At 55.7% G+C, this 20184-nt stretch carries 18 protein-coding genes; 14 read left to right on the plus strand and 4 right to left on the minus strand.

Features of this window, described 5'->3' with window-relative positions; translation table 11 throughout:
• Positions 1-32: 32 nt before the first annotated feature.
• Positions 33-485, minus strand: a complete 453-nt coding sequence (gene zur, locus LQ901_RS00425) for a zinc uptake transcriptional repressor Zur (protein ID WP_010864753.1) — start codon at positions 483-485, stop codon at positions 33-35.
• A 211-nt stretch (positions 486-696) separates the two neighbouring features.
• Here zur and dusA point away from each other — a divergent pair, with 211 nt between their 5' ends.
• From dusA to LQ901_RS00465, 8 genes are all read left to right on the plus strand, one after another.
• Positions 697-1761: a tRNA dihydrouridine(20/20a) synthase DusA gene (gene dusA / locus LQ901_RS00430; protein ID WP_081632904.1), complete on the plus strand. Its 1065-nt coding sequence runs from the start codon at positions 697-699 to the stop codon at positions 1759-1761.
• A gap of 292 nt (positions 1762-2053) precedes the next feature.
• Positions 2054-2281: an envelope stress response protein PspG gene (pspG, locus tag LQ901_RS00435; protein WP_010864751.1), complete on the plus strand. Its 228-nt coding sequence runs from the start codon at positions 2054-2056 to the stop codon at positions 2279-2281.
• A gap of 284 nt (positions 2282-2565) precedes the next feature.
• Positions 2566-3012 carry a copper chaperone PCu(A)C gene (locus LQ901_RS00440; RefSeq protein WP_233671900.1) on the plus strand — a complete coding sequence of 149 codons (447 nt, stop codon included), beginning with the start codon at positions 2566-2568 and terminating at the stop codon, positions 3010-3012.
• A gap of 87 nt (positions 3013-3099) precedes the next feature.
• On the plus strand, positions 3100-3717 hold the full coding sequence (locus LQ901_RS00445; protein WP_010864749.1) for a TIGR04219 family outer membrane beta-barrel protein: 618 nt from the start codon (positions 3100-3102) through the stop codon (positions 3715-3717).
• 285 nt (positions 3718-4002) lie between these two features.
• Positions 4003-5808 (plus strand): NADPH-dependent assimilatory sulfite reductase flavoprotein subunit, encoded by a 1806-nt coding sequence (gene cysJ, locus LQ901_RS00450; protein ID WP_152135759.1) that lies wholly within the window; start codon positions 4003-4005, stop codon positions 5806-5808.
• A complete protein-coding gene (gene cysI, locus LQ901_RS00455) occupies positions 5808-7538 on the plus strand; it encodes an assimilatory sulfite reductase (NADPH) hemoprotein subunit (RefSeq protein ID WP_152135758.1) in 1731 nt (576 codons plus the stop codon). The genes cysJ and cysI overlap by 1 nt, the downstream gene beginning before the upstream one ends.
• Positions 7539-7634: 96 nt before the next feature.
• Complete coding sequence (locus LQ901_RS00460; protein ID WP_370635671.1) at positions 7635-8378, plus strand: phosphoadenylyl-sulfate reductase; 744 nt, start codon at positions 7635-7637, stop codon at positions 8376-8378.
• Between the two features lie 257 nt (positions 8379-8635).
• The gene (locus LQ901_RS00465; RefSeq protein WP_010864745.1) at positions 8636-8845 is read left to right on the plus strand and encodes a cold-shock protein; all 210 of its coding nucleotides are present in this window, start codon (positions 8636-8638) and stop codon (positions 8843-8845) included.
• A 94-nt stretch (positions 8846-8939) separates the two neighbouring features.
• Here LQ901_RS00465 and LQ901_RS00470 read toward each other — a convergent pair whose 3' ends face one another.
• Positions 8940-9560, minus strand: coding sequence for an FKBP-type peptidyl-prolyl cis-trans isomerase (locus LQ901_RS00470; RefSeq protein WP_010864744.1), 621 nt, complete (start codon positions 9558-9560; stop codon positions 8940-8942).
• Between the two features lie 170 nt (positions 9561-9730).
• Here LQ901_RS00470 and LQ901_RS00475 point away from each other — a divergent pair, with 170 nt between their 5' ends.
• Positions 9731-10729 (plus strand): LysM-like peptidoglycan-binding domain-containing protein, encoded by a 999-nt coding sequence (locus LQ901_RS00475; protein ID WP_152135756.1) that lies wholly within the window; start codon positions 9731-9733, stop codon positions 10727-10729.
• Between the two features lie 111 nt (positions 10730-10840).
• On the opposite strand, the gene LQ901_RS00480 is transcribed toward LQ901_RS00475, so the two are convergent.
• The gene (locus tag LQ901_RS00480; protein ID WP_370586047.1) at positions 10841-12814 is read right to left on the minus strand and encodes a bifunctional 2',3'-cyclic-nucleotide 2'-phosphodiesterase/3'-nucleotidase; all 1974 of its coding nucleotides are present in this window, start codon (positions 12812-12814) and stop codon (positions 10841-10843) included.
• 317 nt (positions 12815-13131) lie between these two features.
• Between LQ901_RS00480 and cysG the strand changes: the two genes are divergently transcribed.
• The 5 genes from cysG to cysQ all read left to right on the plus strand — a co-directional run bounded on the left by cysG (position 13132) and on the right by cysQ (position 18438).
• Entirely contained in the window at positions 13132-14553 is a 1422-nt protein-coding gene (gene cysG, locus LQ901_RS00485) for a siroheme synthase CysG (protein ID WP_233672379.1), read from the plus strand.
• A gap of 9 nt (positions 14554-14562) precedes the next feature.
• Complete coding sequence (gene cysD / locus LQ901_RS00490; protein ID WP_010864740.1) at positions 14563-15471, plus strand: sulfate adenylyltransferase subunit CysD; 909 nt, start codon at positions 14563-14565, stop codon at positions 15469-15471.
• A 10-nt stretch (positions 15472-15481) separates the two neighbouring features.
• Positions 15482-16903, plus strand: a complete 1422-nt coding sequence (gene cysN / locus LQ901_RS00495) for a sulfate adenylyltransferase subunit CysN (RefSeq protein WP_039045748.1) — start codon at positions 15482-15484, stop codon at positions 16901-16903.
• A 112-nt stretch (positions 16904-17015) separates the two neighbouring features.
• Positions 17016-17669, plus strand: a complete 654-nt coding sequence (gene cysC, locus LQ901_RS00500; protein WP_233671901.1) for an adenylyl-sulfate kinase — start codon at positions 17016-17018, stop codon at positions 17667-17669.
• Between the two features lie 13 nt (positions 17670-17682).
• Positions 17683-18438: a 3'(2'),5'-bisphosphate nucleotidase CysQ gene (cysQ, locus tag LQ901_RS00505; protein ID WP_064978233.1), complete on the plus strand. Its 756-nt coding sequence runs from the start codon at positions 17683-17685 to the stop codon at positions 18436-18438.
• A gap of 264 nt (positions 18439-18702) precedes the next feature.
• On the opposite strand, the gene LQ901_RS00510 is transcribed toward cysQ, so the two are convergent.
• Positions 18703-19587, minus strand: coding sequence for a TIGR03899 family protein (locus LQ901_RS00510; RefSeq protein WP_010864736.1), 885 nt, complete (start codon positions 19585-19587; stop codon positions 18703-18705).
• Positions 19588-20184: the final 597 nt, after the last annotated feature.

Consider the following 20184-nt stretch of genomic DNA (forward strand, 5'->3'; position numbering starts at 1 on the left):
TATGCGGGCGGTGAAACTGACATCGAAGAGAGTTAGCCAAGGGCGCGGCAACGGGCACAGGTGCCATGCACCTCGACGATCCGGTGCTTGATTTGAAATCCGAGGCTGTCGGCCACTTCGCTCAGGGCCTGTTCTATCACCCCGCCACGACTTTCATCCACCGAGCCGCATTGATCGCAGATAAACAGCTGACTGTGATGGACATGCTCTTCAAAACCACTGCACAGCACAAACGCATTCACCGATTCCACTTTGTGCACAAAGCCTTGTTCCAGTAGAAAATCCAGTGCGCGGTATACGGTCGGCGGCTTGGCTTGCGGCTCGCGGGCGCGCAGGCGGTCGAGCAGATCGTAAGCGGTAATGGCGCCGGGTTGCTCGGCGAGCAGGCGCAGCACCTGCTGGCGCTGGGCGGTTAAACGCACCCCGCGTTGCTCACATAACTGCTGGGCTTTTTGAAGTAAACGTTGAATGGCTTGCTGATTCATGCCTGCGATCTGCAATTTGCGCTAGTGATACCGCTTTCCAGTGTAGCACGGCGCTGCCTGCAATAGTGACCGCTAGCGGTGAAAAGTCCGTGAGTTTTGTGGAGTTAGGCACGTTGTGACCGTATGTGCTCTGGCCTGCTGCGACAGGGTGTAGCACGGCTAGGTCGCGACATCGGGACGTGATCTGGACTTCCTTGTGCTTCCCTCCCCAATGGCGGTAATTCGGGCTATACTGTCGCGCTTATTTTATCCACCCGAAAGAGAGCCGCAGACTTTGTCAAACCGTGAACAGCCGCAAGGCAACCCTCAATATTGGGCTGGCCGTTTCAGCGTCGCCCCGATGCTGGATTGGACCGATCGTCATTGCCGTTATTTCCATCGTCAGCTGAGTCAGCATACCCAGCTGTACACCGAGATGGTCACCACGGGCGCCATTATTCATGGCAAGGGCGACTATCTGGCCTATAACGAGGAAGAGCATCCGGTGGTGTTGCAGTTGGGCGGTAGTAATCCGGCCGATCTGGCGCAGTGTGCACGTTTGGCCGAGCAACGCGGTTACGATGAGATTAACCTGAATGTGGGTTGTCCATCGGATCGGGTACAAAACGGCATGTTCGGTGCTTGCTTGATGGGCAATGCACAGCTGGTGGCCGATTGCGTGAAAGCGATGCGCGATCAGGTCTCGATTCCGGTCACGGTCAAAACTCGGATCGGGATTGACGATCAAGACAGCTATGCTTTTTTGGTGGACTTTATCCAGACCGTGGCTGGTGCGGGCGAGTGCGATAACTTTATCGTGCATGCGCGCAAAGCGTGGCTGTCAGGGCTGAGTCCGAAAGAAAACCGTGAGATCCCGCCATTGGATTACGCGCGTGTCTATCAGCTGAAAAAAGACTTCCCGCAGCTGAAAATCGGCATTAACGGCGGTATTAAAACCTTGGATGAGGCGCGCGAGCATCTGCAGCATCTCGACGGCGTGATGATGGGGCGCGAAGCGTACCAAAACCCGAGCATTCTGACGCAAGTGGATCAACAGCTGTTTGACCCGAGTGCGGCGATCACCGACAGCATTGCCGCGGTGGAGGCCATGTACCCGTACATCGAGCGCGAGCTGAGCAAAGGCACTTATCTGGGCCACATTACCCGCCATATGCTGGGGATTTTCCAAGGCATTCCAGGTGCGCGTCAGTGGCGTCGTCACTTAAGTGAAAATGCGCATAAGCCGGGGGCCGGTATCCCTGTGTTGGAGCAAGCGCTGGCGATGGTGCGCCGCTAAGCTGCGATTGCCACACGCTATGCGGTGGTGAAATTGACGATATGGCGCAGCAAGTTGACCGCTAGGTGGTTAAATTGCGCAGCGCGAGCGGCGACCGTGCGCAGCGAATAACGCTAACTGATTGAATTACTAATTGAATTGATAAACTAACATGCCAGCTTCTAGCTGGCATGAAACTTGATTGCCTAGATGGATAAGAGCTAGATGGATAAGAGAATGGGAAGCACGCCGTCGAGGCTGTCTTTCCCACGTGGTCATCAGGTGATGCTGTGAGTACAGCAAGGGGTCAATGATGTTAGAACTGTTATTTGTTTTAGGCTTTTTTGTGGTGTTGCTGGCCACCGGTTTATCGGTGCTGGGCGCGTTACTGGCGTTGCTGGCCGGTTTTGCGTTGATGCTACTGGGCGGCATGCTGGCGCTGGCATTGAAACTGCTGCCGTGGTTACTGCTGGCGGTGGTGGTGGTTTGGCTACTGCGCAGTAAAGCTCCGGCCAGCCAGCGCTATTTTCGTCGACGCTAATCGATTAAGGCAGTGATTGCGGTGGTTTTTTCACCGTTTTTGTGCACGCCACGGCTAGTCGAGGTTGACCATTAATGGCATGATGGCGACCCTGCGGCTATGGGCATCATACGTAGCTCTGTAAACACGGAGCGAGCAATGCAGAACGACAAACATTGATTTTGCAACATCATTGATTTGCCAAACAAAATAGTGGCAGAAGACGATTGGCCGATGACAGAGCGCTACCGATAGGTAAATGCGTCGCCAATACCGTACCGTACATTCTGGAAAAGGAATTCATCATGCGAGCAGGACTGATTTCGCTGTTATTACTGGCGGCTGGATTTGCGCAGGCCGAGGTACAGGTTGCCGAACCGTATGTTCGAGCGACGGTGCCGGGCGCGCAGATGTCGGCGGCCTTTGCCACCTTGTTTAATCCGGAAGATGATGAGCGCTATCTGGTTGCGGTCAGCTCACCGGTTGCGAAACAGGTGGAGCTTCACGATATGGTGGTCAGCCCAGACGGGGTGATGAATATGCAAAAGGTGGAGCAAATTACCATTCCGGCCAAGGGCACCTTGATGCTCAAACCGGGCAGTTTGCATATCATGCTGTTGCAGCTCACCCAGCCGTTGCCGGCAGGAACTGAGGTTCCCTTGACCCTGACCTTTGATAACGGTCAGCAGGTTCAGATTCAGGCAACCGCTCGCGAGGTTAAACCCGCTGGCCATCATCATCCAAAATCGTAATTTGGGGACTTTTGTGTGATTCCCGCAAAAACGCCGGCACAGGGGTGTTGGCGTGGCGGTGATTGGTTGTTGGGTAAAGGAAGTAAAATGAAAAAAAGTTTAGCTCTGGTTGCCATGTTGGTAGCCGCGCCGGCCATGGCCGACTCTCTGGCTGTTCGTGGTAGTGCCGAATTTATCGCCGGTGCCACATTGGACGCTGGTCACGGCTTCAAAGATAACAGCGCTGACGGCTACCGTGTAGGTCTGGAAGTGGTTCATCCAATTCCATTGCTGCCAAATGCGCTGGTACGCTACCAGAATCTGGATGGCAGCTCGAATGGCATGGTGCTGGAGCAAGAAAAGCTGGACGCGATCGGCTACTACCAGCTGCTGGATAACGGCCTGATCAACGTGGATCTGGGTGCTGGCTGGCGTAAGCAGACCAACACCGTTGGTGGTTATGACGTTGAGCACGGTATGTTCCTGGCTTATTCTGCCGGTGAACTGCGCATTCCTGGCACACCACTGGCGGTGACCGGTGAGCTGAACATGCCATTCTACGACAACACCTGGGGCTACGACGGTCAGCTGGGTCTGGCGATGCGCATGGGCGCTATCAACCTGAAAGCCGGTTACCAGTGGGCTAAGATGGACTTCAACGAAAGCAACAAAGCGGGCGACGTGGATACCAACGGTTGGTACGGCGGCCTGACTTTCGGCTTCTAATCGCCGATCACGAGAATTTTATCGCCTAGTCGCGACTGGCTCCGTTATCTCTAACGATGCCATCGCGCTCGATGCGTGAACAGGGCGTTTGCTGGTGCAAGCGCCCTGTTTTTTTCCGCCTATGGCAACGGGTATCTCCCACTCCTTCTTCGACGCTGTTCTTTGTCTCCCTTTCCTTATTCCGCGTTTATTTCTTTTGGTTATTAACCATTGCTATCGATTCTTTATCGCGCTTTTAAATAGTGAGTAATCTGACGACATCTCTTCATAAGGAATGTCGTGATCATGAGTGCCAAGGATTTACTGACGACCGGAGCGCCGTTTCCTCCGGAACAACTAAGCCGACTGCAACAAACGCTGGCGCAGGCGTCTCCTCTGCAGCTGGCATGGCTGTCAGGCTATACATGGGCGCTCAGCCAATCTTCCTCTGTAACACTGGCCGCCGAGGGCGCGGTGACGACCGCCGCGGCTCGCCCGCTGATCACCTTGTGGTCAGCCTCACAAACCGGCAATGCACGCCGTGTGGCCGAGCAGTTACAGCAACAGCTGCAAGCGCAAGGCTGGCAGGTGGAGCACTGGCGCAGCGGCGACGTGAAAACCAAAACGCTGGCACAGCTGTCGGTATTGCTGGTGGTGGCGGCAACCTATGGTGAAGGCGAGCCGCCCGAAGAAGCGTTGGGATTGCACAAGTTTTTACTCTCGGCGCGTGCGCCTAAGCTTGAGCATCTGCGTTATGCGGTGCTGGGGCTCGGAGATTCGTCTTACGAGCATTTTTGCCAGACCGGCAAAGACTTTGATCGCCGCTTAAGCGAGTTAGGTGCGCAGCCGTTGCTTGCTAGGGTGGATGCGGATGTGGATTTTGCTGCTACCGCCAGCCATTGGCAGCAAGAGGTGCTAGCTGCCTTGGCGCCGTTAGCCGCTGCTGCTGGCGAATCGCCGTCTAGCGCGGTAACACCAGTATCGGCGGCAGTCGGTGCGGTTTATCAGCGCGATAATCCTTGCACGGTGTCGCTGCTAGCGCGGCAGAAAATCACAGGGCGTAATTCCAGCAAAGATATCCAGCATATCGAGCTGGATTTAGCTGGCACCGGACTGACTTATCAGCCGGGGGATGCCTTAGGTGTTTGGCAACATAACGATCCGGCGCTGGTAGCGGAGCTCTTGCAGCTGACCGGCTTGCCTGCCGATGCACTCGTCACCCTTGATGGACAACCTTTGCGCTTGGCCGATGCCCTGCGGGAAAAGCTGGAGCTGAGCCAAAATGCGCCCACCGTAGTGGCCGCCTATGCCGAATTGAGTGGCGATGCGACCTTGTTGGCACTGCGCGACGATAAAGCGGCGCTGCGAGCGTATGCCCAGCGTCACTCGGTGCCGAGCATGCTGGCCGCTATACCTGCCGCGCTGAGCGCCCAGCAATTAGTCGAGCTGCTGCGCCGCTTAACGCCGCGTCTGTACTCGATTGCCTCTTCGCAAGCCGAAGTCGGGGAAGAGGTGCACCTGACCGTCGGCGTGGTGCGTTACGCGGAGGGGGATAAAACCCGCACGGGCGCGGCGTCCGGTTATCTGGGCGAGCGCTTATCAGAAGGGGACAGCCTACGGGTGTTTGTCGAACCCAATGATCAGTTTCGCCTACCCAGTTCTCCGAATGCGCCGGTGATCATGATAGGGCCTGGTACCGGGATAGCCCCGTTTCGGGCCTTTATGCAGCAGCGTGCGGCGGAGGGGGCCGGCGGTCCAAACTGGCTCTTTTTCGGTAACCCCCATTTTACGGAAGATTTCTTGTATCAGGTGGAGTGGCAGCGTTGGGTTAAAGAAGGCGTCGTCAGCCGCATCTCACTGGCGTGGTCACGCGATCAGGCGCAGAAAATTTATGTACAAGATCGCCTGCGTGAGCAGGGCGCTGAGATCTGGCAGTGGTTACAACAAGGCGCGCACCTGTATGTGTGCGGCGATGCCAGCAAGATGGCGCATGATGTACAGCAAGCGTTATTGGACATAGTGGCTCAGCACGGTGGCATGGACGCCGCGCAGAGTGAAGCGTATCTGGACGAACTGCGCGCCGCGCAGCGTTATCAGCGAGATGTATACTGATGAGTGACTATCAATTTAGCAGCAAGCATCCTGGCCCTCTGGTGGTCGATGGGCCACTGAGCGATGCCGAGCGGATGAAGCGCGACAGTAATTTCCTGCGTGGCAGCATTGCCGCCGATTTGCATGATGGCCTGACCGGTGGCTTTAACGGCGATAACTTCCTGCTGATCCGCTTTCACGGCATGTATCAGCAAGATGACCGCGATATCCGCGCCGAGCGCGCTGAACAAAAACTCGAACCGCGTCATGCCATGATGCTGCGCTGCCGTCTGCCGGGCGGCGTGATTACCCCGCAGCAGTGGCTGGGGATCGACCGTTTCGCTGCCGACAGCACTCTGTACGGCAGTATCCGACTGACCAACCGCCAGACCTTTCAGTTTCACGGCGTGCTAAAGCCGAACGTCAAACCGATGCACCAGATGCTGCATGCGCTGGGGCTGGATGCGCTGGCAACCGCCAATGACGTTAACCGTAACGTGCTGTGCACCTCCAACCCGATTGAATCGCAGCTGCATCAAGAAGCGTGGGATTGGGCACGTAAAATCTCCGAGCATCTGCTGCCGCAAACTCGCGCTTATGCCGAGATCTGGCTGGATGAGGAGAAAGTCGCTACGACGGATGTTGAGCCGATTTTAGGTGCAACGTATTTGCCGCGGAAATTCAAAACTGCGGTTGTCATTCCGCCACAAAACGATGTGGACGTGCACGCCAATGACTTGAGCTTTGTGGCGATCGCCGAGCAAGGAAAGTTGGTGGGCTTTAACGTGCTGGTCGGCGGTGGTTTATCCATTACCTTTGGGGATAAATCGACCTATGCGCGCACAGCTAGCGATCTGGGTTTTATCACTCCCGAGCAAACCTTGGCGGTGGCCGAGGCGGTGGTGACCACCCAACGCGATTGGGGTAACCGCAGTAATCGCAAAAATGCCAAAACCAAGTACACCATCGAGCGTGTGGGAGTGGATAACTTTCGCGCCGAAGTGGAAAAACGCGCGCAGGTGCAGTTTGCGCCGTCACGCGAGTATGCGTTTACCGGACGCGGCGATCGCATCGGTTGGGTGCAAGGCATTGATGGCAAATGGCACCTGACGCTGTATATCGAAAATGGGCGGATTTTGGATTATCCGCAAAAGCCGCTGAAAACCGGTTTGGCGGCCATTGCCCGCGTTCACCGCGGTGATTTTCGTCTCACCGCCAATCAAAACCTGATTGTGGCGGGGGTTGCGGAAGCCGATAAGGCGCAGATTGAGCAGTTGGCGCGTAGCCATGGCCTGATGAGCGATAGCTTAACGCCGCTGCGGCAAAATGCGATGGCGTGCGTCTCGTTCCCGACCTGCCCATTGGCGATGGCGGAAGCCGAACGTTTCTTACCGCGCTTGGTCGGTGAAGTGGAAGCCATTTTGGCCCGTCACGGCGTGGCGCAAGAGAGCATTGTGCTGCGCGTCACCGGTTGCCCGAATGGCTGTGGCCGCGCCTTGTTGGCCGAAATTGGCTTGGTGGGTAAAGCGCTGGGGCGTTATAACCTGCATCTGGGCGGTAATCGTGAAGGCACCCGTATTCCGCGTATGTACCGCGAGAATATTACCGACAGCGAAATTTTAACGATTTTGGATACGCTGATTGCCCGTTGGGCGGCTGAGCGTACGCACGATGAAGGTTTCGGCGATTTTACTGTCCGCACAGGCATCATCCGCCCGGTGCTCGATCCGGCTCGTGACTTTTATGATTAATTTTTTATGAGTGAGGAGACGCAGGTCATTATGTCTAACTCATCTTCTACGTCGCCTGAGCGCCAGCCGACCCTGACTGAGCTGACGGTGCCGCCGTTGGCTGAGTTACTGGCCTTAACGCCGCCTGAGCGCGAACAGGCACTGGCGGCGCTCAATCAGGCTCTATTGGCGTTACCCGCAGCGGCGCGGGTGGCGTGGGCTTTTGAGCATCTGCCAGGAGCGCATGTCCTTTCTTCCAGCTTTGGTATTCAGGCGGCGGTTAGCTTGCACTTATTGGTGCAGCAGAAGCCTACTATTCCGGTGATCCTCACCGACACCGGCTATCTGTTTGCCGAAACATACCAGTTTATCGATAGCCTGACCGAACGCTTGCAGCTGAATTTGCAGGTGTTTCGCAGCCCCTTATCGCCGGCGTGGCAAGAGGCGCGCTATGGCCGCTTGTGGGAGCAAGGCTTGGATGGGTTAGCGCAGTATAACCAACTGAATAAAGTCGAACCGATGCAACGCGCGCTCGAGCAATTGCAGGTCGGGACGTGGTTTGCTGGCTTACGCCGCGCGCAGGCCAGTAGCCGCGCCAGTTTGCCGGTGCTGAGTGTGCAGCGCGGCTGCTTTAAGTTTTTGCCGATTGTCGATTGGGATAACCGGCAGGTGCACCGTTATCTGACTGAACATGGCTTACCCTATCATCCACTGTGGGAGCAAGGGTATTTGTCGGTGGGTGATACTCATACCACGCGCAAATGGGAGCCGGGCATGAGCGAAGAAGAGACGCGCTTTTTCGGTTTGAAACGTGAGTGCGGCCTGCATGAATCAGGGGAAGATCAAGGCTCGGGGATCTAACGCGATCACAAATTCGGCGGCGGGGAGTGAACTTACCGGTAAAACGCGATGCGACGCGGCGTATTTTTTAACCAAGGTTGCTAGGATGACACTCTGTTTGGCTATCTTCGCTTTGCTGCTATGTAAGCTTGCGCGCCCCATCCGACAGCCGATGTGTGGCTGCGGAATGGTAGGGCGTCACGATAGTCTACGCACCGTTTAGCACTTCCGTTTAGAAATGTCGTTTAGAAATGCCGTTTTGAACATAGGGAAAGACAATGTCGAAGTTGCAAGGAACCGTGAAGTGGTTCAATGACAGTAAAGGGTTTGGGTTTATTCAAAATGCTGGCGGGGAAGATGTGTTTGTGCACTTTTCTGCGATTCAGGGCAACGGTTTTCGCACGCTAAAAGAAGGTCAGCAGGTCACTTATACCGAAGTCAGTGACCAGCGTGGGAAAAAAGCGGAAAACGTCGAGCCAGTGGTGTAATTCACTCCCAATAAAGAAACCAATAAAAAGCCGTGTGAGTCACACGGCTTTTTTGCAGTATCGCTTTTAACGTAGCGATGTCGCTTGCTGATCCTTACAGGATCTCCAGCAGCTCTACATCAAACTGCAGCATGCTGCATGGCGGAATCGAGTGACCAGCACCGCGCTCGCCGTAGGCCAGCTGATGCGGGATATACAAACGCCACTTAGAGCCAACCGGCATCAGAGTCAGCGCTTCAATCCAACCGGCGATCACGCCGTTGACTGGGAACTCGGCTGGCTGGCCGCGTTGTACCGAGCTATCAAATACAGTACCGTCCAGCAGGCTACCGGTGTAATGTACACGAACACGGTCAGTGCGCGCAGGGATTGGGCCGTCGCCTTGCTGCAGCACTTCGAACTGCAGGCCGCTACCAGTGCAGGTTACGCCTTCGCGAGAGGCGTTTTGCGCCAAGAACGCTTCGCCTTCTGCCGCGGCTTCTTGATACTTGGCTTGACGCGCCTCATCTGCGCGAGCATGCATTTCACGCAGCGCACGGTGAACCACATCGACAGCAACAGCCGGAGCATTGCCTTCCAGTGAGTCGCGCAGACCCTGAGTCAGGGCATCCAGCTCCAGTCCGGTCAGACCGCTTTCGGCCAGTTGCTGACCAATTTGCAGACCGATGCCATAGCTGGCCTGAGCTTCCATAGTATTAAGGGTTGAGGCTGTCATTTCTTTTCCTTACAGATAAACTGCTCACAGAGGTGCGAGCATATCAGTACCGGTGCATTCCGGCAAAAATAGGCGTCGCAAATGCGATTTTTAATAGTAAATACCGTGACTTTTCTCTGTGAAAAGGAAAAAATAAATCGATCGCGGTTTGTCTAGTGCATGGAGATGAAGTGGACCTGCGTACAGATAGCGGACCGGTAGGAAGACCGGGAAAAAAACGCCCCGCCAAGGCCGCGCCCAAGCAGCGCGCGCCCCGTTTTAATTGGCGGGAAAAATTGTCGTTGCCCGATTGGCAATGGCCGACGCTGAATATCAAACTCCCACCGGCAGAGATGGGGTTATCGGGCGTGTTGCGTGCAGCGCTGGTCGCGTTGTGGCATGTGCCGGATCGCTTTAACTGGCTTGGGCCGGTATCGCCGTTTCATCGCCGCTGGATCACCGTCAGTGCGCTAGTGGTGCTGCTTGGGATTGTGTTGCCGTCGGGTTCATCGGCGCCAGAGCAAAGCGAAGCGGCTTTGCCGGTGGCGGGGGCCGAGGGTGTGCAAGATAACACCCCGGTGGCCCTGACGCCGGAAGCATTGTCTGAGCGGCAACCGGATCGTCGCATCCCGCAAGAGATGCCAGAAGATCTGGAGCAGCGCAGCGAAGCGGTGCCGGTGAGCTCACCGCCGGTAACCCGTGCGGCACAGGCGCCAAGCAACACGGTGCGCCGTGAAGCGGAAAGTAAAGCGCCTACGCGGGTGGCAGAAAGAGCGCCTGAGCGTAGCGTTAGTAAACCGGCAGTCAAAGAAACTTCAGTAAAAGAAACGCCAGTGCGTGAAGTAGCCAAAAAAGCACCGGAAAAAGCCCCTGAAAAAGTGGCGGAGAAAAAGCCGGTGGAAAGCGCCGCCAAAACCAGCAGCGCTGGCTGGCAAAGCTACCAAGTGGGTAAGGGCGTAACCTTGGCGCAAGTGTTCCGCTCCGGCAACCTGCCGCTACCGGATTTGATGGCCATGACGCGGGCACAGGCCGCGGATAAGCCGCTGAGTAATGTCAAAGCCGGTCAAACGGTACGGGTGAAAACCAATGCCAAGGGCGAGGTGGAAGCGCTGCAGCTCGATGCGGTGGCGGGCAGCAAGCCAGTAGTCTTTGTCCGACTGGCCGATGGCTCGTTTGCCCAGTCGCAGTAATTGAATGTCGCTGTAATTGAACATCGAAATATAAAAAAGGCCTTCCATCATGGAAGGCCTTTTTGTTACTGGCGACGACTCACGTTTGTCAGTGCTCGTCAGCCTATTCGCTTACTGCTTGGCCGCAGAGGCATTCAGATCCACTTGATACAGGGCAAAGCCGTTTTCATCTTTACCCACTTGCTGCATTGGATACTGCGCATGTTCTTTGATGAACTGGCTAGCCTTGTCACTTGGTGAGGTTTCAAAGCGGATATCCAGCTTGGTTTTGCTGTTGATTGGCGCTAAACGCCAGTTGTTATCGGCTGTTGGCACCACTTGACCTTGTTGCTTGCTCTGCTCGCTGATGTAGTTCGCCAGCACCTGACGGTTTTCATCTGGTGAGGCAAAGGCCACATACTGGCTACCGGTACCGGCAAATTTCTCACCGTAGGCGCGGTAGTTGTTGGTTGCAATCAGGAACTGCGCTTTTGGATCGACCGGCTTGCCGTTGAAGGTCAGTGCCTTAATTCGCTCCGAGCTTGGGTTGATCAACTTACATTCACCATCGAAACGAGCCGGTTGGGTCACGTCAATTTGATAGTTCACGCCATCAATCACGTCGAAGTTGTAGGTGCGGAAACCGTCCCAGTTGATCAGCTCTTGTGGTTTGCTGGAGTTCGGATCGATTTGGTTGAACTGTCCGGCGGAGCACTCCAGCCAATCTTTCAGCTGCGCACCGTTGACCTTCACGGTCACCAGTGTGTTCGGGTACAGATACAGATCGGCCGCGTTACGGAAGGTCAGCTCACCTTTCTCAACTTCCACGAAGCTGGATGGATCGTTTTTACGTCCGCCCACTTTAAATGGTGCGGCGGCAGACAGCACTGGGATCCCATCCAGATCTGGATCGCCTTGCACGAAGTGTTCAACGTAGGCTTTCTGAGCGTTGTTGACGATCTGCACGGTTGGATCATCTTGAATCAGCGCCAAGAAGCTGTACATGTTATCCGAGGCTTTACCAATCGGCTTGCTGACAAAATCACGGGTGCCTTTATGATCGGCAGCCAGTGCGGCAGTCAGTTTGGCATCGGCTGCGACCAGCGGTTTGTTGGCCGCTTTGTCGAAAATAGGACGCGCTTGGGCGCGGGAGTCAGTGATGCTCCACTGGCCTTTATCGTTGTTCAGGGTTAAATCGACCACGCCCAGATGGTCACCCCACTGACCCGGCATGACCGCCGGTACGCCATTGATGGTGCCTTTGCTCAGATCCACGCCCGGCAGGGCGGCAAAATCTTTGCTCGGGAACACGCCATGGGAGTGGCCGAACATGATGGCATCGATACCTTTAACCTGAGAGAGGTAATAGACCGAGTTTTCAGCCATCGCTTTATACGGATCGCTTGAAACGCCAGAGTGCGGAATCGCAATCACCAGATCCGCGCCTTCGGCACGCATCTTCGGCACCAGCTCTTCTGCGGTCTGCTTGATATCTTTAACAGTGACTTTGCCTTCCAGATTGGCTTTATCCCACACCATAATCTGTGGCGGTACAAAGCCGATATAACCGATTTTGATGGTCTGCTTGTTACCCTCGTTATCCACCACTTCGGTGTCTTTGATCAGGTATTGCTGCAGCAGTGGCTTACCGGTTTTGGCATCAAACACGTTGGCGTTGATGTACGGGAAGGCGGCGCCCGCTAATGCCGTTTTCAGGTAATCCAGACCGTAGTTAAATTCGTGGTTACCCAAGTTACCCACTTGGTAATCCAGCAGATTCATCGCCTTATAAACGGGGTGTTGTTCGCCTTTCTTCAGACCTTTCGCGGCCTGATAGTCCCCCATAGGGCTGCCTTGGATCAGGTCGCCGTTATCCACCAACACACTGTTTTTGGCCTCTTTGCGGGCTTCACCGATCAGCGTAGCGGTACGGGTCAGGCCGAACTTCTCGGTCGGCTTATCCTTGTAGTAGTCATAATCCATCATGTTGCTGTGCAGGTCGGTAGTTTCCAGCACCCGCAGTTCAACGGTGGCGGCATTGGCAGAAGCGGCACAGAACAAACCGGCTGCAATGGCCAGTGCCAGCGGAGAACGGGACAAAGACATAGCGATTCCTCTGTCAGTCAGTAGGTTGTTGAGATAAGGGAAGGTAAAACTCGGAACAGGGTAACAAATCTCAATGTATGCCGCGTTTTCTCGCGATAGGAGTGTGAAGTTGGTCGCGAACAATCCTGTAACTCTGTCGTGAATCGTGGCATGGGGCGCGCGTCTTGCGAAGCGCATTGGCCGTGTGACCGTGCGGGCTGACTAAAGGCGAACGGTATTAGAACAAAACGGAATTGCAAAGATGAAATCATCATTTATGAGCCTCTCAATAAGCCTCTATATTGCTTGCATACGTAGGGATGTCAGGGGCCGCAGTGATGGAGTTTTTACCGGTTTTTGCCCGCTTAGCAGGGCGTAAGGTGTTAGTGGTGGGCGGCGGTGAAGTGGCTGAGCGCAAAGTGGCGTTATTGCTACGCGCAGGCGCACAAGTGCAGATAGTCAGCCGCACCCTGACGGCCGAATTGCAGCGTCACGCCGAGCAGGGCGCGCTGCAGTGGATCGCGCAAGAGTTTGCGGATACGCAGTTAGCACATGTGTATCTGGTAGTGGCAGCGACCGATGATGAGCTGCTCAATCACCGCGTCAGTCGCGCTGCAGAGGCGCGCGCGGTGCTGATCAATGTGGTGGATAACAAGGCGCTGTGCTCTTTCATCATGCCGTCGATCATTGATCGCTCGCCGTTTGTGGTCGCGGTGTCGTCGGGCGGCAGTGCGCCGGTGCTGGTGCGTTTGATCCGCGAAAAATTGGAAAGCTTGCTGCCTTCACGTCTTGGCGTCGTGGCGCAACTGGCGGATCGCTGGCGTGAGCCGGTGAAACAGGCGCTGCACGGTATTACCGAACGTCGTCGTTTTTGGGAAGCCTTGTTTGGTGGCCGTTTTACCTCACTGGTGCAGCAAGAGCGGGATGATGATGCCGAGCAAGAGCTGGCACGTGCGCTGAAGGCCCATGCCCAGCGTGAGCAAGGGCGCGGGGAAGTGTTTTTGGTTGGGGCTGGGCCGGGCGATCCGGGTTTATTGACGCTGCGCGCCTTACAGGTGCTGCAACAGGCCGATGTGGTGCTGTACGACTATCTGGTCTCCGATGAGATCCGCGATTTGATCCGCCGCGATGCCGAGCAGATCTGTGTCGGCAAACGGGCAGGTGATCATTCGGTGCCGCAAGCAGAGATCAATCAAAAGCTGGTGGATTTGGCGCTACAGGGAAAACGCGTGGTGCGTCTTAAAGGCGGCGATCCGTTTATCTTTGGCCGCGGCGCCGAAGAGCTGGAAGCACTGTTGCCACATCAGATCCCGTTTCAGGTGGTTCCGGGGATCACCGCGGCGGCAGGAGCTACCGCCTATGCTGGGATTCCACTGACTCACCGCGAACATGCCCAAACCGCGATGTTTATTACCGGTCACTGTCGCCCAGATGGCGATGCACTGGACTGGTCGACACTGGCGCGTGGACGGCAAACGCTCGCCATTTATATGGGGACGCTCAAAGCGGCAGAGATCAGTCAGCAGCTGATGGCTCATGGCCGTGCGGCGCAGACCCCGGTGGCGATTATCGTCAACGGTACGCGTAGCAGCCAACAGGTATTGCGCGGCGAGCTGCAACAGTTGCCGCAGTTGGCGGCGCAAGCCAGCGCACCGGCACTGATTATTATCGGAGAAGTGGCGGCCTTGGCCGATTCTCTCCACTGGTTCGGCAGCCGGCCGCACAGCGAGCTGTGGCCTGCGGTAGTTAATCTGGGGTAGGACGAACTCATGAACGCAACACAACTGACGCATTTACAGCAGCTGGAAGCCGAAAGCATCCATATCCTGCGTGAAGTGGCCGCCGAATTTGCCAATCCGGTGATGCTATATTCCATCGGCAAAGACTCCTCGGTAATGCTGCATCTGGCGCGTAAGGCCTTTTATCCGGGCAAAATTCCCTTTCCGTTACTGCACGTGGATACCGGTTGGAAGTTTCGTGAAATGTATGAGTTTCGCGATCGCATGGCGCGCGAGTGCGGATTTGAACTGTTGGTGCACCGTAATCCACAGGGCGTGGCGCTGGGCATCAACCCGTTTACCCACGGCAGTGCCAAGCATACCGATGTGATGAAAACCGAAGGTCTTAAGCAAGCACTGGACAAATACGGGTTTGATGCCGCCTTCGGGGGCGCACGTCGTGATGAGGAAAAATCGCGCGCCAAGGAGCGGATCTACTCGTTTCGCGATCAATTCCATCGCTGGGATCCGAAAAACCAGCGCCCAGAGCTGTGGCGCAATTACAACGGCCAAATTAACAAAGGCGAGAGCATTCGGGTCTTCCCTCTTTCTAACTGGACTGAGCTGGATATCTGGCAATACATCTATCTGGAAGGCATCGACATTGTGCCGTTATATCTGGCCAAAGAGCGCCCGGTGCTGGAGCGCGATGGCATGCTGATGATGGTGGATGATGAGCGGATTGAGCTGCAAGCGGGTGAAACCATCGAACAGCGTAAAGTGCGCTTTCGCACCTTGGGCTGCTGGCCGCTGACCGGCGCCATTGAATCGCAGGCCGATACGCTGACTGCCATTATCGAAGAGATGCTGCTGTCGACCAGCAGTGAGCGCCAAGGGCGCTTGATTGACCGCGATCAGGCCGGCTCGATGGAGCTGAAAAAACGCCAGGGATATTTCTAAGGAGCCACGCATGAACAGTTCAATTGCCGCCCAAATTGCCGAGCATGGCGTTGAGGCTTACCTGCTGGCTCAGCAGCACAAAGGCTTATTACGTTTTTTGACCTGTGGTAGTGTCGATGATGGTAAAAGCACCTTAATCGGCCGCTTGCTGCATGATACCCGCCAGATCTATGAAGATCAGCTCAATACGCTGCATGCCGATAGCCGCCGTTTAGGCACTGCCGGTGAAAAATTGGATCTGGCGCTGCTGGTCGATGGCCTGCAAGCCGAGCGCGAGCAGGGGATCACCATTGATGTCGCGTACCGCTATTTCTCCACCGAAAAGCGTAAGTTCATCATTGCCGATACCCCTGGCCATGAGCAGTACACCCGTAATATGGCCACCGGCGCGTCCACCTGCGATCTGGCGATCTTATTGATCGATGCGCGAAAAGGCGTGTTGGCACAAACCCGCCGCCACAGCTTTATTGCCAATTTGCTGGGGATCCGGCATCTGGTGGTGGCGGTCAATAAGATGGATCTGGTGGGTTACGATCCAGCCGTATTTGCGCGGATCAGTGCCGATTACCAAGCCTTTGCCGCCCGCCTCAATCCGCAGCTGCAGATCACCTTACTGCCGCTGTCGGCACTGGATGGCGATAACGTCGTCCAGCGCGGGCAAGCGTTGAGCTGGTTTGATGGCCCGACGTTGCTGGAAGTGCTGGAGAACGTTGAGGTCAGTCGCGAGCGGGCAGCGGCGGCGCTGCGTTTCCCAGTGCAGTATGTCAATCGCCCGGATCGTGATTTTCGCGGCTATGCCGGCACTGTCGGTTCAGGTGTGGTGCGGGTCGGTCAGCCGGTGAAAGTGCTGCCCTCGGGGGTGCGCACCGAAGTGGCGCGCATCGTGACCTTTGACGGCGACCTGACCCACGCGGTGCCGGGGCAAGCGGTGACGTTAGTGCTGCGCGACGAAGTCGATATTAGCCGCGGCGATCTGTTGGTGGCGGCCGACGATCCGCTAAGCGTCAGTCGTCAGGTGGCGGCCGATGTGGTGTGGATGACCGAGCAACCGCTACGAGTTGGCGATATTTATGACATCAAGCTGGCTGGTCGTAAGACCCAAGCGCGGGTCACCGCCATTCGTCATCAGGTGGATATCAATAACCATGAACGCCACGCCGCCAGCGAATTACCGTTAAATGGCATTGGGCAGGTCGAACTGGTCTTCAGTGAACCTTTGGCGCTGGAGCCGTATGGACACAGCCAAGACAGTGGTAGCTTTATCTTTATTGACCGCCTAAGCAATGTCACGGTAGGCGCGGGGTTGGTGGATAGCGTATTGGGTGAGCCGGCACGTGGTAGCCAGCACTACAGCGCGTTTGAGTTAGAGCTCAATGCACTGATCCGCCGTCAATACCCGCACTGGCAGGTGCGTGATATCAGTCAGGATTAACGCTGGCAATCAGCAGACCTGATTAGACCGTCAATGGCCGATATGCCACGTCACCGGGTGTGGTATATCGGCGATTTAATTCATGGGATTACTTTGTCACAAGGAGCGCGCGATGTCCGCGACCGAACCTTCCCCTAATCTAGCCGCCACCTTGCCGACCGGCGTTGCCACCGCGCATGGCGCTATCTGGCAAGCTCACGTGATAGATCGCCGCCAGCGCGAGCAGTTAAATGGCCATCGCGGGGCGATCGTCTGGTTTACCGGTCTTTCTGGGGCTGGGAAATCGACGCTGGCGGGGGCGTTGGAGCAGGCGCTGTATCGACAAGGAGTTCGCACCTATCTGCTGGACGGTGATAACGTGCGTCATGGCCTGTGCGCCGATTTGGGATTTTCACTGGCCGAGCGGCAGGAGAATATCCGGCGCGTTGGCGAAGTGAGTAAATTGATGCTGGATGCCGGCTTGGTGGTGCTGACCGCCTTTATCTCGCCGCAACGGGCGGAACGCGATAGTGTGCGCCAGCAGGTCGATCCGGATCAATTTATTGAGGTGTTTGTCGATACTCCGCTCACGGAATGCGAACGCCGCGACGTGAAAGGGCTGTACAAAAAGGCGCGCGCGGGTCAGATTCAAGACTTTACGGGCATCGATGCCGTTTATGAGGCCCCGCAAAATCCGGAGGTTCATCTGCAGAGCGCTGAACATAGCGTGGATGAACTGGTGGTGACCTTGCTGGAGGCCCTGAGCGCGCGCGGCATCATCAGGTAGGCGAGGTACAGTTATGTTACAGGCGTTGGAGAAGATCGCACGTGAAGCTGGCGATGCCATCATGGCAGCCTATCAGCGTGAGGTCACTGTGGTACAGAAAGCCGATGACTCCCCGCTGACCGAAGCGGATCTGGCCGCACACCAGATCATCGTGCGTGGATTGACCGCGCTAACGGCGTCCATTCCGGTGTTATCCGAAGAAGCGGCCAACATTGATTGGTCGGTGCGTCGGCTCTGGCCACGTTTTTGGCTGGTAGACCCGCTGGATGGCACTAAAGAATTTATCAAACATAACGGTGAGTTCACCGTCAATATTGCCCTGATTGAAGAGGGGCGTCCGGTGATGGCGGTGGTGTATGCCCCGGCGCTGGATAAGCTGTACATGGCCGAAGGTGGCCAAGCGTGGCGCGTCGTGCAAGGCGTGCGTGAACCGTTGCAGGTACAGCAAGCGATGCCGCCGGTGGTGGTAGCTAGCCGTTCACATCAAGACCCGCGTTTGGCCTCCTATCTGGCTGAGCTTGGTCCGCATCAGCTGACCTCGGTCGGTTCATCCTTGAAATTCTGTCTGGTGGCCGAAGGGCAAGCGCAGCTGTATCCACGTTTTGGTCGCACCATGGCGTGGGATACCGCGGCCGGTCACTGCATTGCCGAAGCGGCAGGGGCGGTGGTGGAAACTTTGGATAACCAACCGCTGCGCTACAACCAGCAAGAGGATTTAACCAATCCACCGTTTATTGTTCGGGTGGCGTGGGCACGCGGTTGTTGTTAACCGGCTGCGGGTTACACACGAGTAAGCCATGGGGATGCGCTCGCTAAGTTCGCGCTTGGCGGGCGGCGTTCAGTGCGTTTTACGGTACGCGCCCAGAGCTCAGAGTGGAGTGAGCGGAGCGCGTAGTTGCGCATCGTTGAGCATGCTTTGGCGATGTCGGCTCTACACTCCGGCAACTTACCCTGCGATTTTTAAATTTAGTTTTTCACACTCGGTTTTTTACACTCGAGCCTCTGACACTCTCACCATGTATACAGCCACCGCTTAGACACTCACATTGGCACTGCGTGGCGTCACCGTTAGGTGGGCACCCAGCAAGCTGCTCAAGCACTGAATGTACTCGGGCAGTGATGTGCCAATCAGCAATTGTGACAACTCCTCACCCACCGGGCTGAAACGGTAGTAGGTAAGGCGATGGCCGGTGTCGTGGGTGGTCAGCGTCAAATCGGTACTGGCAAAACGCAGTGAATAGTTCTGCTCTGGCAGTAAACTGCCTGATTCTAGCTCTCCGCCGAGCAATAAGCCCAGCTCTTGCAGTAATAGCAGGGCGCTGAACGGCAGCTTGAAGCTGCCCAAATTGAGCTGCTCAGGCGCGGGCGCGCGAAAGAGGGATTTGAGACCGTTTTTGCCCGGGCGGATCCCGGTGATGATACGCTTGGCCGAGAGATCGGCGCCAAAGCTGCAGGCAACCGCACAGGCGCGCTGAAACAGCATGGCTTCGCGGTGCGTCATATCACGCAAGGTGCGTAGCGCCTTAATCGAAAAGCTGCCCGGCTGCACAATCTCTTGGGCTAAAATTCGCCCCCACAGGCGCTGCATCGGCGCGCCCCGGGTTTCTTGTGCTAGCTGTAAAAAGCTGCTGATCCAGTCTGGATCGCTTTCTGTCGCCAAGGTGTCCTGACACAAGCTGGCGGCAATCTGCATGATCTTCTCGAGATTTTCTTGTCGCTGTAGCTGCTCTTGTTGCAGACGGCGCTGCAGACGCTGTTCCAGTTTAGTCGGTTGCTGCGGATATATTTTCCCGTCGATATGCCGGTTGATGGCAAGATCAATGGCGCGCTGGCGTGCGCTGATAAGGCGGCTATTGTCAGTATGTTCGTTAGCGGATGCGGAGCTTTCCTGCCCGGCAGCCTGCTCTGCGCTGGTCATGTCCTTTGCTTCCTGCCGGATTTTTGCATTGACAATAAGTTGTCAAATGACCGAAATCCGCTTAATGTTAATTAATTGCTAATAAAAATGGTTTTATTACGGGTGGATAGAATGAAAAAGCATATTTGGGGCGTTGCTATTGCGCTGGGGTATGTGTTTTCACTGGTCATGCTGGCCCAGCATTTCAATTATTGAGTTTGGCTACCCGTCTACAAGAGCGGCTTGACTCGATTCTATCGGTTAGATTCTATCTGTTAAAGGTAGCGGCCATGCGCGTAGTTTCTTGATAGCCTGACGTTTCTTGATAGTCAGCCATGTCATGATGCTGATGCCTGTCACGTATTTTATCGCGCCACCTTCCTGAGTGCTGTAGCCAATCGCCTTATCACCTACTCACTTGCACAAAAACCATTTCATCGAAAACACCTTTATCGAGAATTGCTTCGTTAATAGTTTCTTGGCTAAGCGTTGCTGCGTTAATAGACCGTCTTGATGATGGGGTGTTTTAAGTACATGGAAATGGCGTTGCATGCGTAACGCATACACGCCCTCGCCATAGTTAACGTCAACCGGCGAGGGCATGTTAATGGAGGAGAA

The sequence above is a fragment of the Plesiomonas sp. PI-19 genome (assembly GCF_021368255.1).
GTDB lineage: Bacteria > Pseudomonadota > Gammaproteobacteria > Enterobacterales > CAMTGL01 > Plesiomonas > Plesiomonas shigelloides.